The sequence below is a fragment of the Idiomarina aquatica genome, from assembly GCF_004362895.1.
In the GTDB taxonomy this organism is placed as follows: domain Bacteria; phylum Pseudomonadota; class Gammaproteobacteria; order Enterobacterales; family Alteromonadaceae; genus Idiomarina.
On sequence record NZ_SNXI01000008.1, the window covers coordinates 50,381 to 64,903 of the forward strand.

Annotated in this window: 19 protein-coding genes; 8 read left to right on the plus strand and 11 right to left on the minus strand. The window is 49.1% G+C overall.

Translation table 11 applies throughout. The features are described from left to right. Positions 1–422 precede the first annotated feature (422 nt). From rpsI to zapE, 3 genes are all read right to left on the minus strand, one after another. The gene (gene rpsI / locus DEU29_RS07625) at positions 423–815 is read right to left on the minus strand and encodes a 30S ribosomal protein S9 (RefSeq protein ID WP_133539736.1); all 393 of its coding nucleotides are present in this window, start codon (positions 813–815) and stop codon (positions 423–425) included. 15 nt (positions 816–830) lie between these two features. Then, the gene (gene rplM / locus DEU29_RS07630; protein WP_133539738.1) at positions 831–1,259 is read right to left on the minus strand and encodes a 50S ribosomal protein L13; all 429 of its coding nucleotides are present in this window, start codon (positions 1,257–1,259) and stop codon (positions 831–833) included. Between the two features lie 206 nt (positions 1,260–1,465). Next, positions 1,466–2,575, minus strand: coding sequence for a cell division protein ZapE (zapE, locus tag DEU29_RS07635; RefSeq protein ID WP_133539740.1), 1,110 nt, complete (start codon positions 2,573–2,575; stop codon positions 1,466–1,468). 125 nt (positions 2,576–2,700) lie between these two features. On the opposite strand from zapE, the gene DEU29_RS07640 reads away from it, so the two are divergent. The 3 genes from DEU29_RS07640 (at position 2,701) to DEU29_RS07650 (ending at position 5,742) form a co-directional block, all read left to right on the plus strand. Continuing rightward, positions 2,701–3,159 carry a YhcB family protein gene (locus tag DEU29_RS07640; RefSeq protein WP_133539742.1) on the plus strand — a complete coding sequence of 153 codons (459 nt, stop codon included), beginning with the start codon at positions 2,701–2,703 and terminating at the stop codon, positions 3,157–3,159. Positions 3,160–3,244: 85 nt separating this feature from the next. Continuing rightward, a complete protein-coding gene (locus DEU29_RS07645) occupies positions 3,245–4,603 on the plus strand; it encodes a DegQ family serine endoprotease (RefSeq protein WP_133539743.1) in 1,359 nt (452 codons plus the stop codon). 83 nt (positions 4,604–4,686) lie between these two features. Next, positions 4,687–5,742: a trypsin-like peptidase domain-containing protein gene (locus DEU29_RS07650; RefSeq protein ID WP_208107618.1), complete on the plus strand. Its 1,056-nt coding sequence runs from the start codon at positions 4,687–4,689 to the stop codon at positions 5,740–5,742. A 12-nt stretch (positions 5,743–5,754) separates the two neighbouring features. On the opposite strand, the gene murA is transcribed toward DEU29_RS07650, so the two are convergent. The 8 genes from murA to DEU29_RS07690 form a co-directional block, all read right to left on the minus strand. Then, positions 5,755–7,014: a UDP-N-acetylglucosamine 1-carboxyvinyltransferase gene (gene murA, locus DEU29_RS07655; RefSeq protein ID WP_133539745.1), complete on the minus strand. Its 1,260-nt coding sequence runs from the start codon at positions 7,012–7,014 to the stop codon at positions 5,755–5,757. A gap of 8 nt (positions 7,015–7,022) precedes the next feature. After that, positions 7,023–7,283, minus strand: coding sequence for a BolA family protein (locus tag DEU29_RS07660; RefSeq protein ID WP_133539747.1), 261 nt, complete (start codon positions 7,281–7,283; stop codon positions 7,023–7,025). 42 nt (positions 7,284–7,325) lie between these two features. Beyond that, positions 7,326–7,616 (minus strand): STAS domain-containing protein, encoded by a 291-nt coding sequence (locus tag DEU29_RS07665; RefSeq protein WP_133539749.1) that lies wholly within the window; start codon positions 7,614–7,616, stop codon positions 7,326–7,328. Positions 7,617–7,628: 12 nt separating this feature from the next. After that, a complete protein-coding gene (locus DEU29_RS07670) occupies positions 7,629–8,285 on the minus strand; it encodes an MlaC/ttg2D family ABC transporter substrate-binding protein (protein ID WP_133539750.1) in 657 nt (218 codons plus the stop codon). 16 nt (positions 8,286–8,301) lie between these two features. Beyond that, complete coding sequence (gene mlaD / locus DEU29_RS07675) at positions 8,302–8,769, minus strand: outer membrane lipid asymmetry maintenance protein MlaD (RefSeq protein WP_133539752.1); 468 nt, start codon at positions 8,767–8,769, stop codon at positions 8,302–8,304. 6 nt (positions 8,770–8,775) lie between these two features. Then, positions 8,776–9,552, minus strand: coding sequence for a lipid asymmetry maintenance ABC transporter permease subunit MlaE (gene mlaE / locus DEU29_RS07680; RefSeq protein WP_133539754.1), 777 nt, complete (start codon positions 9,550–9,552; stop codon positions 8,776–8,778). Further along, positions 9,552–10,352, minus strand: a complete 801-nt coding sequence (locus tag DEU29_RS07685) for an ATP-binding cassette domain-containing protein (protein WP_133539756.1) — start codon at positions 10,350–10,352, stop codon at positions 9,552–9,554. The genes mlaE and DEU29_RS07685 overlap by 1 nt, the downstream gene beginning before the upstream one ends. 102 nt (positions 10,353–10,454) lie before the next feature. Beyond that, positions 10,455–11,009, minus strand: a complete 555-nt coding sequence (locus tag DEU29_RS07690) for a TetR/AcrR family transcriptional regulator (RefSeq protein ID WP_133539758.1) — start codon at positions 11,007–11,009, stop codon at positions 10,455–10,457. 156 nt (positions 11,010–11,165) lie between these two features. Between DEU29_RS07690 and DEU29_RS07695 the strand changes: the two genes are divergently transcribed. From DEU29_RS07695 to lptB, 5 genes are read left to right on the plus strand one after another with little or no spacing between them, the layout of a single operon-like run. Further along, positions 11,166–12,143: a KpsF/GutQ family sugar-phosphate isomerase gene (locus tag DEU29_RS07695; protein WP_133539760.1), complete on the plus strand. Its 978-nt coding sequence runs from the start codon at positions 11,166–11,168 to the stop codon at positions 12,141–12,143. Between the two features lie 5 nt (positions 12,144–12,148). Next, on the plus strand, positions 12,149–12,697 hold the full coding sequence (kdsC, locus tag DEU29_RS07700) for a 3-deoxy-manno-octulosonate-8-phosphatase KdsC (RefSeq protein WP_166635895.1): 549 nt from the start codon (positions 12,149–12,151) through the stop codon (positions 12,695–12,697). Further along, positions 12,694–13,254 (plus strand): LPS export ABC transporter periplasmic protein LptC, encoded by a 561-nt coding sequence (lptC, locus tag DEU29_RS07705; RefSeq protein ID WP_133539765.1) that lies wholly within the window; start codon positions 12,694–12,696, stop codon positions 13,252–13,254. Before kdsC ends, lptC begins: the two co-directional genes overlap by 4 nt. Beyond that, a complete protein-coding gene (gene lptA, locus DEU29_RS07710) occupies positions 13,226–13,759 on the plus strand; it encodes a lipopolysaccharide transport periplasmic protein LptA (RefSeq protein ID WP_133539766.1) in 534 nt (177 codons plus the stop codon). The genes lptC and lptA overlap by 29 nt, the downstream gene beginning before the upstream one ends. A 3-nt stretch (positions 13,760–13,762) precedes the next feature. Then, positions 13,763–14,488, plus strand: a complete 726-nt coding sequence (lptB, locus tag DEU29_RS07715) for an LPS export ABC transporter ATP-binding protein (RefSeq protein ID WP_133539768.1) — start codon at positions 13,763–13,765, stop codon at positions 14,486–14,488. Positions 14,489–14,523 lie beyond the last annotated feature (35 nt).

Below are 14,523 nucleotides of genomic sequence, written 5' to 3' on the forward strand. Positions count from 1 at the left end.
GGGCATCCATGCCCTCCCACATTCCTGCCCCAGACCCCCTCGAGGCCAAATAGCGTTTCCCTGTTGCAGGCGCTTCGTTACGCAAAGCTCATACCCCATTAAAACTTTTGTACATTAATCATACTAACGAAAATTGTCGATGCCTTTGGTGTAAAGTTATCAGCGTTTGGTGGTGCGGTCACACCGGTGCCGCTTGGTGTGACGCTACCCCGTCAGGCGGGGGTGTTGGAGGCCATGGATGGCCGGAAACAAGCCTACAGGGACGTACTTGTGGCGTCCCCCGACTGACGGGGTAGCGTTACATCAAAAAGGCAACGGTGTAATCGCCTCGCCAAGCCGGTTCCCTTCGCGCCAAAGGCGCGAGCTACGGCCATAAAAAAACCCGGCGATGCCGGGTTTTTGATACAGTTTGGAAGCGGGAATTAACGCTTCGAGAACTGTGGACGCTTACGTGCTTTGTGTAAGCCGATTTTCTTACGTTCAACCTGACGAGCGTCACGCGTAACGTAGCCTTCTTTACGTAGAGGACCACGGAATGTTTCGTCGTACTGCATCAAGGCACGGGTGATACCGTGACGGATTGCGCCCGCCTGACCGGTAGTACCACCACCACTTACAGTGATGTACAGGTCGAATTTTTCAGTCATTTCTACTGCTTCTAATGGCTGACGAACAACCATTTGTGCAGTTTCACGACCAAAGTATTCGCCTAGTTCACGGTTGTTGATTTGGATGTTGCCGCTACCCGGACGCAAGAAAACGCGAGCCGTTGAGTTTTTGCGGCGACCAGTACCGTAGTATTGATTATCTGCCATAGTATTCTTGCTCCGTTAAATATCCAGTTGTTTCGGTTGTTGAGCAGTATGGTTATGCTCAGCACCTGCGTACACTTTCAGTTTACGGAACATGGCACGGCCTAGTGGTCCACGAGGCAACATACCTTTAACCGCTTTCTGAATGACCATTTCTGGTTTCTTAGCAATCAGCTTTTCGAAGCTGATTGATTTGATACCACCCGGAAATCCAGTGTGCGAGTAGTACATCTTGTCCTGAGCTTTGTTACCGGTTACGGCAACTTTCTCGGCGTTAACAACAACGATGTAATCGCCAGTGTCAACGTGCGGAGTATACTCAGCTTTATGCTTGCCGCGCAGGCGACGAGCGATTTCGGTAGCTAAACGACCTAAAGTTTTACCTTCTGCGTCTACTACATACCAGTCGCGTTTTACCGTTTCTGGCTTTGCTACAAATGTTTTCATGAGTTTAAAACCTAAATCAAAAAGTTCACGGACAGTAATTCCGGGCTTCCCCGCGAATCACAACAGTAAAATAACGAATAAAATCATTAAGTTACTTGCTGCAACCATTGGTTAAACAAAATTAACACAATGGACTGTAACGTGGGCTGCGCGGATTATAGGAAAAATGGCAGTAAAGATCACGTCTTTTTTGCAGAAACTTTAACCTATGCCTTGTGCTCTTCCGCCAAATATTGCTGACTTTGCATTTCTTGTAAGCGACTGACACAGCGTTTAAATTCAAAACTCAACTGCCCTTCGGTATAAAGCTGTTCAATGGGCACAGCTGCTGACAGAATAAGCTTTACTTTACGTTCGTAAAACTCATCAACCAATGCAATAAACCGCCGTGCGATATCGTCATTACCGCGCCCCATCTGTTCGACGTTACTGATAAGAACGGCATGATAAAGTTGACTGATTTCCATATAGTCGTTTTGTGACCGTGCAGTTTTGCAAATGGCACTAAAATCAAAAAACACAACGTCATCACTGACCGCACGCACAGCAATATCTCTGCCGAGGATATCGATAGTGGTCTCGTCATAGGCTTGTTTGTTTTCCGGGGCCAGTTGCGCGAAATACTCAATTAAATTTTTATCCGCCTGTTGATCGAGTGGCGAATGAAATATTTCAGCCTTACTTAAGGTACGCAAGCGATAATCAACACCACTATCAACGTTAATCACGCGACAATTTTCTTTAATCCGCTCAATCGCCGGTATAAAACGCTCACGTTGCAGTCCATTTTTGTAAAGATCATCAGGTACAATGTTAGACGTTGCCACCAGCACCACGTTGCGTTCAAATAAATACTCAAACAGCTTACCCAGCAACATAGCATCGGTAATATCCTGCACGAAAAATTCATCAAAACAGATAATCTGCGCTTGCTTGGCGATCCGTTCAGCGATGATCTCTAGCGGGTCTGACTGGTCTTTCAGGGTTTTCAATTCGCCGTGAACGCGGTGCATAAAACGGTGAAAATGCACTCGCCACTTGCGTTCAAGCGGCAACGCCTCAAAAAACGTATCCACCAGATAGGTTTTACCGCGACCGACGCCCCCCCAAAAATACAAACCTTTCGGTGGTTTCGGCGTTGAACTAAACAGCCGCTTCCAGAATGGCTGCTGCAACTGACGTTGATACATAACGAGTTGCTGGTAGAGGGTTTCTAATTGCTCAACCGCATGCGCTTGCGCCTCGTCATAACTAAAACCCGCTTGTTGCAGGTCTTTTTCATACTGCTGTTGGGGACTTAAGCCACGCGTTGTCACTACCTGTTACCCTCAGATCGGATTACCCATAAACGTGCAGATAGTTTATCATGATGCTAAGTTTGAGCAATCAGCCGCTATTGATACGATGCGGTTGTGGTTAAGTCACCATTCAGGAGTGAGTAATGAGTTGGATTATTGGTGTGCTGTTAGTAATAGCGGGTGCAATACTCGGCTTTTTTGTGGCTAAATTTTGGCTGTCCGGCGGCACCTCAGGTGATTTAGAAAGTCAGGTTGAACAAAGCCAGAAGCAATTAGCAGACTACAAACGTGAAGTTGCTGAGCACTTCGCAACAGCTAATGCACTAGTCGAGCAGCTTGCTGACACACAGGACAAACTGCACAACTACCTACAACAAAGCGCCGACTTACTGCAACAAAACGGTGGTCAGGACGACTTACCGTTTTTTTCCGAAGATACTTTACGGCAGCTGCGAGTGGCCAACACCGTGAATAAAGATTACCGTTCAGGGCAAACTGACGACGCCTCGCAGCAGGCGCCGCGTGATTACACCGAACAGCGCAGTGGGCTTTTTGAGAGCAACAAGGGCCGGGACGAGGATAATAGCTCAAAAACATCTTGAAACATTTTTAAGGTGAACTCATATAAAGAGTTAACAGTCTGAACCTGCAAGTTGTAATCCCCTGTTACTTGGAGAAAAAAGTAATATGAACAAATTGTTGACTCTTTTTGCTGCTTCACTTTTAGTCATTACCAGTGCCTCGAGCAACGCACAGGTAAGCATTCCATTTTTCGGCGACAGCGACGAGACCCCTACACTCGCTCCAATGCTGGAGGAAGTGACGCCGGCTGTGGTTAATATTTCGGTTAAAGGCAAACGTGAAGTCCGCCAGCGTATGCCGGATGCGTTGCGTTTTTTCTTCGGCCCCAACGCCCCGCGCGAGCAAGTACGTGAACGCCCCTTTCAAGGCTTAGGTTCCGGCGTCATTATTGACGCAGAAAAAGGTTATGTGGTTACCAATAACCATGTCATCGACGACGCCACAGAAATCTTAGTTACATTAAAAGATGGACGCGAGTTTGACGCCGAGGTCATCGGCACTGACGAGCGCTCAGACATTGCACTAATTAAGATTAAGAATGGTGAAAACCTGACTGATATCGAGATTGGCCAGTCTTCTGACCTGCGCGTTGGCGATTTTGTCGTTGCGATTGGCAACCCGTTCGGGTTGGGTCAAACCGTTACCTCAGGCATTGTCAGCGCGCTCGGACGCAGTGGTCTGGGTATTGAAGAGTTAGAAAACTTTATCCAAACGGATGCAGCCATTAACAGCGGTAATTCAGGCGGCGCATTGGTCACCCTGGATGGTCAGTTGGTCGGTATTAATACTGCCATCCTGGGTCCAAATGGCGGCAACATTGGTATTGGTTTCGCTATTCCTTCGGATATGATGAATAACCTGGTACTTCAGCTAATTGAATTTGGCGAAGTTCGTCGCGGCGTACTGGGTATTCGTGGTCACGACTTAACCCACGACATCGCTCAGGCTCTGAATATCGACGCCAGTAATGGCGCGTTCGTTGCCGAGTCTATTCCGGGCGGTTCAGCCGACGAGGCCGGAATCAAATCCGGTGATGTTATTTTGTCGGTCAATGGTTCAGCTATAGCCTCTTTTTCGGAGTTGCGCGCGCTTGTTAGCAGCATGGGACAAGGCAAAACCATTACCCTGGGCGTAGTTCGCGATGGCGAAAGCATGGAAATTGACGTTACGCTGGGTTCACAGGATGTCGAGGTTACAGCTTCTTCAATACATCCGGCTCTGGAAGGCGCTACACTAGCTGTATCCAGTGACCCTACTGGTATCGAAATCACGCAGCTTGAGGACGGTTCACCAGCAGCTCGGGTAGGTCTTGAAGAAGGCGATATTATCCGCGGTGTTAATCGCAGAGCAGTCAGTTCAATGGGCGATTTACGCAGTGTCATCGAAGACACCACCGGTGTCGTGGCATTAAATATACAACGCGGTAGTAGCTCGTTATATTTAGTCCTGCGTAACCCGGGTTAAGATCATTTGACGTAACTTCAAGCGCTTACAAAAAGGTGACAGCAGTGATAAGCTGATGTCACCTTTTTTTCAGGAATAATACCATGAGTTCAGCCCAGTCCATGTTTCGCTTTTTGATTCAGTCCGTCGGACTGGGGCTTGTTGTGGCAGCAATTGTGGTGCTAATGATGCCGCTTATCTCGCCACAGCAAAATACCTTGAACCCCGATAGCGCTCCCTTAAGCTTTAATCATGCGGTTGATCGGGCTGCACCCGCCGTCGTCAACATCTACAGCCTGGGCGAGATCGAAGGCTCCTATTATCAACCTCAAACATCACGTGTATGGCGCCTGGGGTCAGGTGTCATCATGGATAGTCGCGGCTATATCCTGACGGCGCAACACGTGGTTGATAACGTTGACCAAATATTGGTGGCGCTGCAGGACGGCCGTCAATACGGGGCGCAATTAATTGGCAGCGATTATTATACCGATCTGGCGGTGTTAAAAATAGAAGCCGATAACCTACCTGTCATACCAACCGCCGATAAACCTCAGCCACGTGTCGGAGATATTGTATTGGCGATAGGTAACCCCTATAACATTGGCCAAACAATTACCCAGGGTATTATCAGTGCAACAGGTGGACGCGTCGGCGTTAGCCGCAGTTCTTATTCCGATTTAATTCAAATGGATGCCGTTATTAACCAGGGCGCATCAGGCGGTGCGTTGGTGAATACCGCAGGTGAGCTCATTGGCATTAATAACGCCCGTTTCAATAACGCCTTTGGTGACGGTATCGAAGGCATTTATTTTGCCGTACCATACAGTAATGCCCGCGAAATTATGCAAACCCTTATCGCCGAAGGTAAGGTCGTTCGGGGCTGGATTGGCATTAGTGTGGACCCCAACTCCAGCGACCAACTTGCGCAGCAAGGTATTCAGGTGACTGCCGTTGAACCCGGCAGCCCTGCTGCTGTCGCCGGTATGCGCCAGGGAGATATTATTACTCGTATCGGTGGAAAGCCGGTTCGCTCCGCGTCAGAAGGTATGCGAGAAGTGGTTAATGCTAAACCGGGTTCAGCCTTAGACATTACGATTTATCGTAACGGCGAGCCACAACAACTCACCGTTACGACCGCCGAACCACCGAGTGGCTAGACGTACCAGGCGTTAACTACCAACGCGTTCAATGTCAGCGCCTAACTGACGTAATTTGTTTTCGATGGACTCATAGCCCCGGTCGATATGGTAAATGCGTTCCACGACCGTTTGGCCTTTTGCAACCAGCCCCGCAATAACCAGTGACGCCGACGCGCGTAAATCAGTACACATCACTTCCGCGCCGGTTAGCTCAAGAACGCCTTTACTAATCGCGGTATTACCTTCTAATTCGACCTGAGCCCCCATACGGCGTAGTTCGGGAATATGCATGAAACGATTTTCAAAAATCGTCTCGCGGATCCATCCACTGCCGTCAGCGATACAATTTAACGCGCAAAATTGTGCCTGCATATCGGTTGGAAATGCCGGGTGAGGTGCAGTAATAATGTTAACCGGCTGCGGACGCTTATCAGCACGTATACGGATCCAGTCTTCTCCCTTTTCGATGTGCGCGCCGGCTTCGCCAAGCTTCTTTAACACGGCATCAAGGCAGTCCGGATCGGTATTTCGACAGGTTACGTCACCCTGAGTTGCTAGCCCTGCCACCAAAAACGTACCTGTTTCGATGCGATCGGGCATAACGGAGTAGCTACCACCGTGAAGTCGTTCGACCCCATTGATGGTAATAGTGTCAGTACCGGCTCCTTTAATGTCGGCGCCCAGCGTATTTAGAAAGTTGGCCAGATCGATAATTTCCGGCTCTCTTGCCGCGTTCTCAATCACCGTCTTGCCGTCAGCCAGGGTTGCGGCTGTCATCAGGTTTTCAGTGCCGGTTACACTAACCGTATCCATCAAAATCTGTGCGCCCTGCAGACGCCCGTCAACCTGCGCCTTGATATAGCCATTTTCAACCGTGATCTGTGCGCCCATTCGGCGCAGTCCTTCAATATGCAGGTTCACTGGCCGAGCCCCGATAGCGCAGCCGCCGGGAAGAGATACTTCCGCCTTACCGGTACGAGCCAGTAACGGGCCTAATACCAGAATCGACGCGCGCATCGTCTTGACTAACTCGTATGGTGCAATAGTTTGCTGCAGTGACGCCGGCGAGATGGTCACCTGACCTTGTGTAATGCCACTGTGCTCAATGCCCAGCGTCTGTAACAATTTAAGTGTCGTTTTAACGTCATGTAACTGCGGTACATTGCTGATGGTGACGGGTTCGCTTGCGGCAACCGTCGCTAGCAAGATTGGCAATGCTGCATTCTTGGCACCGGATATGGTGACATCGCCAACCAAGCGATGCCCACCATTAATATGAAATTTGTCCATGCGTGCAGTTAACCCTGTGGCATGACGAGCTTTTTATCGCGCGCCCAGTCGGCAGGAAGGTAGGTTTTTATGGATACTGCGTGCAACGTCCCGTCAGCAATTAGAGGCTTGAGAGGCGCGTAAACCAATTGCTGACGCTTGACTCGGGATAACGGCTCAAAAACGTCACCCACGGCGATGATGTTAACGTTGGCACCATCGAGTTTAACGTGCACTTCCGCCAGTTCGATTTGTTCCTTTAGTACATTTTCTATTTGTTCTGCGTCCATTATATTAACCCTTGTTACTGCAGGCAGTTAGCATTTAGGACGCTAGCTTAACGAAAGCACGCCCTCAACGCCACTGACTGCGGCAATTTGTTGTAACTGTTGGTTGGCACCAACACAGCTGATGCCGCTAAGCCCCTGTTCTTTAACTAGGTCCAGCAACAGCGCAACCCCGGCCGTATCAACATTAGAGACGTCACTGAGATCGATTTTTGTTACCTTATCAGCACTGATCGCCTGCCGCCACGTTGTCCAGATGGACGGAATTGTATGCCGCGTTAACGAACCACTGATGGTTAGTACCTGCTGCTCGATGGCAAAGGTAATATCACTCATTAGTTGCCCCTGTTAGGCCGGTACATCAACTTCATCATCAAGACGAATCGGTTGCTGCGCTTTGTTATTCAACAACTCTATGGTGTTGTCGATACCGCGCGAGCGGATCACCGCGTTAATTTCGCTTTGTTTGCTGGAAAGCAGGCTAACACCCTCGACAACTAAGTCATATGCTTTCCAGATCTCGCTATCCGCATCGTAGCGCACGCGAAAGTTTAACCGAATGGGATCGCGCCCATTTTCGACAACCCGAGTCTCTACGGTAACATCGCGATCGCTGGGCGAAACGTTTTTAGGGTTAACGAATTCAACCTCGTGTTTGCTCTCGTCATATTGCGTAAAAGCCCGGGCATAGGTTGCAACAATGTAATCTGTAAAAGCTTGGTAAAAAGCCTGACGCTGTTCATTGCTGGTATCCTTAAAGTAACGTCCAAGTACCTTTTTCGAAGCAAAAATATTATCCACGTAGGGCATCAGCTCGTCTTCTACAATCACTTTAAGGTGATCTGGATTTTCATTAATCATATCGCGTTCGTTGGCGATACGTTGAAACGTCTGCTCGGCAACCTTCTCAAGCAGACGATACGGATTATCGTCTTTTATCAACTCTGCCGACGCCGGGGCCACCAGCATCAATGCACTAATTGCCCAAATCACTAAGGTTTTCATGTTACTACTCCTTAAATTAGTCGTTGCCCTGGCTGAATAAGAATTGGCCAATTAACTGTTCCAACACCAATGCTGACTTAGTATCGCTAATGGTATCGCCGTCTTCCAGCATACCCACGGTGTCATCAATAAAGCCTGGCTGCAGTCCGAGATATTGCTCACCCAATAAGCCCGAGGTCAAAACCGATAACGAACTGGTCTCTGAAAATTGGCTGTAATCAGCGCTAATTTCCATTTCTACTGTGGGTTCATAATATTCCCCAGTTAGCGATATCTGACTGACCCGGCCAACAACAACCCCACCCACCTTTACCGGTGAACGAACTTTTAAACTGCCGATATTATCGAACTTGGCATACAGCGTATAAGTTTCACCTGCCGTTGCCGCACTGCCGCTGGCAGCGCGCAATGCTATAAATGACAACGCCAGCACACCTAGTACGACAAATAAACCGACCCAAATCTGTGTTTTACGTGATTCCATGGTTTTCTACCCACCAAACATCAAAGCTGTAAGAATAAAATCAAGACCTAAAATAGTGAGCGATGCAGTCACTACTGTAGACGTTGTTGCGGCACTGATACCGGCAGAGGTTGGCACCGCGCGATATCCTTTATAAAGAGCAATCCAGGTAACAACAAAAGCAAATACGATGGACTTAATTACCCCGTTTAACAGATCGTCATACCAATCGACAGACGACTGCATAACTGACCAGAAGGCACCTTCGTCGACTCCCAGCCAGCCTGAGCCAACCAAATAGCCACCGTAAATGCCTACCGCTGAGAATATCAACGCTAACAACGGCATACTGACAAAGCCCGCCCAAAAACGCGGTGCAACGACGCGCCGTAGCGGATCAACCGCCATCATTTCCAGGCTCGACAACTGCTCAGTTGCTTTCATTAATCCAATTTCGGCTGTAAGCGCAGAACCTGCACGTCCCGCAAATAATAGCGCTGTGACAACCGGCCCCAGCTCACGCAACAGCGACAAAGCGACCATGGGCCCCAGCGACTGCTCGGCGCCATAATCAACTAAAATGGTGTAACCTTGTAAGCCCAGCACCATGCCGATAAACAGGCCGCTGACAATAATAATTAACAGCGATAATACGCCGACCACATACATTTGATGGATAAACAGAGGCAATGACTTACGTGGATTTGGCTTACCAATAAGCGCATTCATCAGCATCGCCAGTGCGTAACCAATTCCGGCAACTTGATCCAACGACTTCTTACCCAGACGACGTAGCATTTCCATTATTGCGCCCCCTTTAGCAAATCCGTTGCAAAGTCGTCGTCACTGTAATGGAACGCAACCGGTCCATCGGCTTCACCATGCAAAAACTGTTTAACAATAGCCGTACTGTCGCTTAACAGAGCTTTCGGCTCACCTTCTGCAACCACGCGTTTGTCGGCAATAATATAAGCGTAGTCTGCAATACTGAGCACTTCATCGACATCGTGTGTTACTACAATCGAGGTTAAGCCAAGTGAGTCATTGAGTGACTTAATTAGTTTGACTATAACGCCCATTGAAATAGGGTCCTGCCCGGCAAAAGGTTCGTCATACATAATTAAATCCGGGTCCAACGCAATGGCACGTGCTAACGCCGCCCTTCGCGCCATGCCACCGGATAGCTCAGCCGGCATCAGATGACGTGCGCCGCGTAATCCGACGGCTTCCAACTTCATAATGACAATGCTGCGAATGAGCGTTTCAGGCAGGTTGGTATGCTCTCGAAGCGGAAACGCAACGTTGTCAAAAACACTCATGTCGGTAAACAATGCGCCGCTTTGGAATAACATACTCATGCGCTTGCGCAGTTCATACAACGGCTTTCGTGACAACGCCGGTACTTCCTCTCCAGCCACCTTTATGCTGCCCGAGGTTGGTTTTAACTGGCCACCGATCAAGCGCAGTAATGTCGTTTTACCGATGCCACTGGGACCCATCACAGCAACTGTTTTGCCTTTCGGCACAGTTAGTGACAAGCCTTCATATATTGAACGCTCGCCATGGGCAAAATGCACATTGTTCAGCTCAACAAAATTGCTCACTGTGCTTCCTGTTTTTTGGTTTCTATTAAGCTTACGTAGTTTAGCCTGTAAGCGTCTAATCAATAACTGTAAAAATGTTGCAAAACGTATCAGTTAATTGAATCAATCGGTGTCACCGATACCATCAACTAGTGCCATTAGTTTTTGCGCAAACTGCTCTCGATCGGCCTGGCAGTGTTGGCACAATTGTAACTGCTCAAAGAGACGCGCCCCGTGCACTGAAAAGAACAATAATTCCGCCAGCTGCGGATCCGCTGTGGCGTTTTTTATCGTCTCAAACGTTTGTCGCACGTGGCTTTGTAACGGCTCAAGTAATTCAGGGTTATTGGCAGCTACGGCTAACATACCGCTACTGAGCTGCGCACACTCGGCGTCACTGTTTAACGAGGCCAGCAATATGCTTTTTAGTTCTTTACGCGGGTCATCGTTGAGTTGATCACGAAAATGCGCCCGCAACTGGTCAAACTGCGCCACCATGCGCTCCAGCATAGCCGCCAATAACGCATCTTTGTTGGCAAAGTGATAGAGCAAACCACCCTTACTGATGCCGGTTTCCTGACCTAACGCATCAAACGTCAAATGCGCTGCGCCCTGCTCTGCTACCAGCTTTTCTGCTGCGTCGATAATCACATCACGATTACTGGGACGACCTGCCATATAATTCAGCCACCTTTTATAAACCGTCTGGATGGTATAGTAATTAAAATATGCTATAAAAGCAATAGCCGAAAGCTCACAGAACTGACTTCATGGTAGGCACAGGCAGGTTAAATAACGTATCATTAAGCTAAGCAACAGAATTAGGAAAAAAGCATGCAGCAAATCACCGAAGATTTTAAAGCGCTGGGTAAAGAAGTGCTTGAAATTGAACGGCAAGCTATTGACGATCTGCAGCAATATCTCGATGTCAATTTTGACCGTGCCTGTCAGACGTTATTTGATTGCCGCGGGCGCGTTATTGTAATCGGGATGGGCAAGTCAGGTCATATCGGCGGTAAAATTGCCGCGACCCTGGCCTCCACCGGCACACCCTCATTTTTTGTCCACCCCGGCGAGGCAAGCCACGGCGATTTGGGCATGGTCACCGAGCATGACGTTGTTATCGCAATATCCAATAGCGGCGAGACTGCTGAGGTATTGAACATTATTCCGGTGATAAAACGCCTGGGCGTTAAACTGGTGGCCATGACCGGCAATCCTGAGTCAACATTAAGCCGCCTTGCCGACGTTCATGTGTGTATTAAAGTCGAGCAGGAGGCCTGCCCGTTGGGCTTGGCGCCAACGGCTTCAACCACTGCTACGCTGGTTATGGGTGACGCCTTGGCTGTTGCATTGCTTAAAGCCCGCGGCTTTACCGCAGACGACTTTGCCTTATCACACCCGGGGGGCTCGCTGGGTAAACGCCTGCTACTACGCTTGCAAGACGTGATGCATACAGGTGAGCGAGTTCCCGTTACGCATAAATCAGCATTGATTAGCGAAGCCCTGTTAGAAATGTCACGCAAAGGTCTGGGCATGACGGCTATCGTTGACGATAATCAGCGCCTGGCAGGGATTTTTACTGACGGTGATCTGCGCCGTATTCTGGATAATCGTATTGACGTGCATAGTACCGGTATCAGCGAGGTTATGACCCGCTCCTGCACCACCGCCAATGCCGATATGTTAGCCGCGCAAGCGTTAAAGCTTATGCAGGACCGTAAAATCAACGGACTCATCATTATTGACGAAGACGGTAAACCGGTCGGCGCGATGAATATGCATGACTTATTGCAGGCTGGAGTGGTCTAATGGAAATGATCAACACCTGGTACGGCGACATTGAGCAATCGTTACTGGATAAGTTCCGCCAGGTACGGTTACTTATTCTGGACGTCGATGGCGTGTTTTCGGATGGACGTATTTACTTAGGTAACGACGGCGAGGAATTCAAAGCCTTTCATACCCGTGACGGCTTTGGCATGAAAGCGCTGGCCAATGCCGGCTTCGAGACCGCTGTTATTACCGGTCGCGAGTCATACATTGTGGAACGCCGCATGCAGCATTTAAATGTCGGACATATTTTTCAGGGCCAGTCGGACAAAACAGTTGCTTACCAGCAGTTGTTACAGCAGCTTTCGCTGCATGACAGTCAGGTCGCTTATGTCGGCGATGATGTTCCTGATTTAGCATTGATTCAACGCTGCGGCCTGGGTATCGCCGTTAATGACGCACACCCGGCAGTGCAGCAGGGAGCCGATTATATTACCCGTTGTGTCGGTGGTCATGGCGCAGTGCGAGAGGTTTGTGACCTGTTGCTATTAGCCAACGGCCAATTACGTCAAGCCGAGGGAATTAGTCTGTGAACAGACGTGTCGCGCTAATCTTACTGCTACTTTTTGGTGCCGGGGTACTATTGGTCTGGCGCCCATTTAGCAGTGGCGACGGTGACGGCAGTGAACGGCGCTCACAAGTCATGCAACCCGATTTTACCGCACGTGGATTGCAGACACGTTTATTTGAGTCAGGCGGTGACTTAGCGCACCAGCTAGATGCCGAAGGCATGGCTCACTACATCCAAATTGGTTTGACCGAGCTGACTCAGCCCACCTACACGGTTTACACCCAGGATGACTTAGCCACATGGCAGATCAGCGCCGAGCAAGGTACATTTTATGACGACCAAACGCTGATTCTGGAACGCGGAGTTGAAATCAACTCGCTACAGCCTGATACTGCAATACAAAGGGTAATTACAGAATACCTGGTTATCGATATGGCAGCTGAAAGTATGCGTACCGACTATCCAGTAACGTTATTTGGTCCGCAATTAACTATCCGTGGAGATGGTTTAAAAGCTGACCTATATGCTGAAAAGATGGAGTTAAATCGACATGTTAAGACCGTATTTGAGCCTCGTTAGCGGCCTTGTTGTGCTGTTCAGTAGCGCCGTATTTGCACAGGGCGAAGCGGACTTTTCTAAAGCGATTGAGCTGACAGCCGGCCATGAAGAGCTGGATATCAAAAACAATAAGTTGTTGCTAACCGATAACGTAACGGTAACCCAGGGGTCGCTCGTCATAAAAGCCGACCGCCTTGAAGCGCTGCGTAATAACGAGCAGCAAGCCGATACCTTCATTGCCGAAGGAAATCCTGCAACTTATACCCAGCAACTAGAAGACGGGTCAACCATCAGCGCTCAAGCACAACGTATTACCTACTATCAGGCGCGCGAAGTGCTTGAACTCGTGGGTGATGCGCAAGTATCCCAGGGTGCCAGCCGCTCTAGTGCGCAGATTATTACCTATGACCTCGCCAAACAAACATTAAGCGCCAGCGGCGAGGGCTCAGAAAACAACCGGGTAACAACCATTTTTACGCCCACCAAAAAGGACGACAATGACGACCAAAACGGGGGCAATCGCTAACTTATGGCTACGCTTTCGGTTCGTCATTTAGCAAAAAGTTACAAACGTCGGCAAGTGGTTAAAGATGTCAGCCTGGAGGTTAGTCAGGGCCAGATCATCGGCTTGCTGGGCCCCAACGGCGCAGGTAAAACGACCACCTTTTATATGATTGTGGGCTTGGTTAATAGCGATAAAGGTCAGATTTATCTGGATGACACTGACCTAACGCTGTTGCCTATGCATGAACGCGCACGCCGGGGGATTGGCTATTTACCACAGGAGTCGTCGATATTCCGCAAGCTGTCAGTACGCGACAACCTGATGGCCATTTTAGAGACTCGAAAATCGCTAAGCGCGGTTGAGCGTGAAGAAAAAGTTGATGCGCTACTGGAAGAATTCCACATTGGCCATATCGCCAACAGTCTGGGAATGAGCCTGTCCGGAGGCGAGCGTCGCCGGGTAGAAATTGCACGGGCGCTGGCAGCTGATCCCACCTTTATTTTACTGGATGAACCCTTTGCCGGTGTCGACCCGATTTCAGTCTTAGACATCAAAAAAATTATCGAACATTTAAAAAATCGCGGTATTGGCGTGCTAATTACTGATCACAACGTGCGCGAAACACTCTCGGTTTGTGAACACGCTTACATTGTCAGTCACGGCCAGTTGATTGCCAGTGGTGACGCAGACAGTATATTATCAAACCAACAGGTTAAAGATGTTTACCTCGGCGAACAATTTACGCTGTAAGCCTATTCAGTAACGACTGATGCGAGAGCCGGGAG

What these genes read in the sequence shown, in the direction of transcription:
- DEU29_RS07670 (WP_133539750.1), bottom strand. Translation starts at nt 8,285, where the DNA reads ATGAAAACCTTAGTGATTTGGGCAATTAGTGCATTGATGCTGGTGGCC.
- DEU29_RS07660 (WP_133539747.1), bottom strand. Translation starts at nt 7,283, where the DNA reads ATGGACGCAGAACAAATAGAAAATGTACTAAAGGAACAAATCGAACTG.
- murA (WP_133539745.1), bottom strand. Translation starts at nt 7,014, where the DNA reads ATGGACAAATTTCATATTAATGGTGGGCATCGCTTGGTTGGCGATGTC.
- lptB (WP_133539768.1), top strand. Translation starts at nt 13,763, where the DNA reads ATGGCTACGCTTTCGGTTCGTCATTTAGCAAAAAGTTACAAACGTCGG.
- DEU29_RS07645 (WP_133539743.1), top strand. Translation starts at nt 3,245, where the DNA reads ATGAACAAATTGTTGACTCTTTTTGCTGCTTCACTTTTAGTCATTACC.
- lptA (WP_133539766.1), top strand. Translation starts at nt 13,226, where the DNA reads ATGTTAAGACCGTATTTGAGCCTCGTTAGCGGCCTTGTTGTGCTGTTC.
- DEU29_RS07640 (WP_133539742.1), top strand. Translation starts at nt 2,701, where the DNA reads ATGAGTTGGATTATTGGTGTGCTGTTAGTAATAGCGGGTGCAATACTC.
- kdsC (WP_166635895.1), top strand. Translation starts at nt 12,149, where the DNA reads ATGATCAACACCTGGTACGGCGACATTGAGCAATCGTTACTGGATAAG.
- DEU29_RS07665 (WP_133539749.1), bottom strand. Translation starts at nt 7,616, where the DNA reads ATGAGTGATATTACCTTTGCCATCGAGCAGCAGGTACTAACCATCAGT.
- DEU29_RS07690 (WP_133539758.1), bottom strand. Translation starts at nt 11,009, where the DNA reads ATGGCAGGTCGTCCCAGTAATCGTGATGTGATTATCGACGCAGCAGAA.
- mlaD (WP_133539752.1), bottom strand. Translation starts at nt 8,769, where the DNA reads ATGGAATCACGTAAAACACAGATTTGGGTCGGTTTATTTGTCGTACTA.
- DEU29_RS07650 (WP_208107618.1), top strand. Translation starts at nt 4,687, where the DNA reads ATGAGTTCAGCCCAGTCCATGTTTCGCTTTTTGATTCAGTCCGTCGGA.
- DEU29_RS07695 (WP_133539760.1), top strand. Translation starts at nt 11,166, where the DNA reads ATGCAGCAAATCACCGAAGATTTTAAAGCGCTGGGTAAAGAAGTGCTT.
- rpsI (WP_133539736.1), bottom strand. Translation starts at nt 815, where the DNA reads ATGGCAGATAATCAATACTACGGTACTGGTCGCCGCAAAAACTCAACG.
- mlaE (WP_133539754.1), bottom strand. Translation starts at nt 9,552, where the DNA reads ATGGAAATGCTACGTCGTCTGGGTAAGAAGTCGTTGGATCAAGTTGCC.
- rplM (WP_133539738.1), bottom strand. Translation starts at nt 1,259, where the DNA reads ATGAAAACATTTGTAGCAAAGCCAGAAACGGTAAAACGCGACTGGTAT.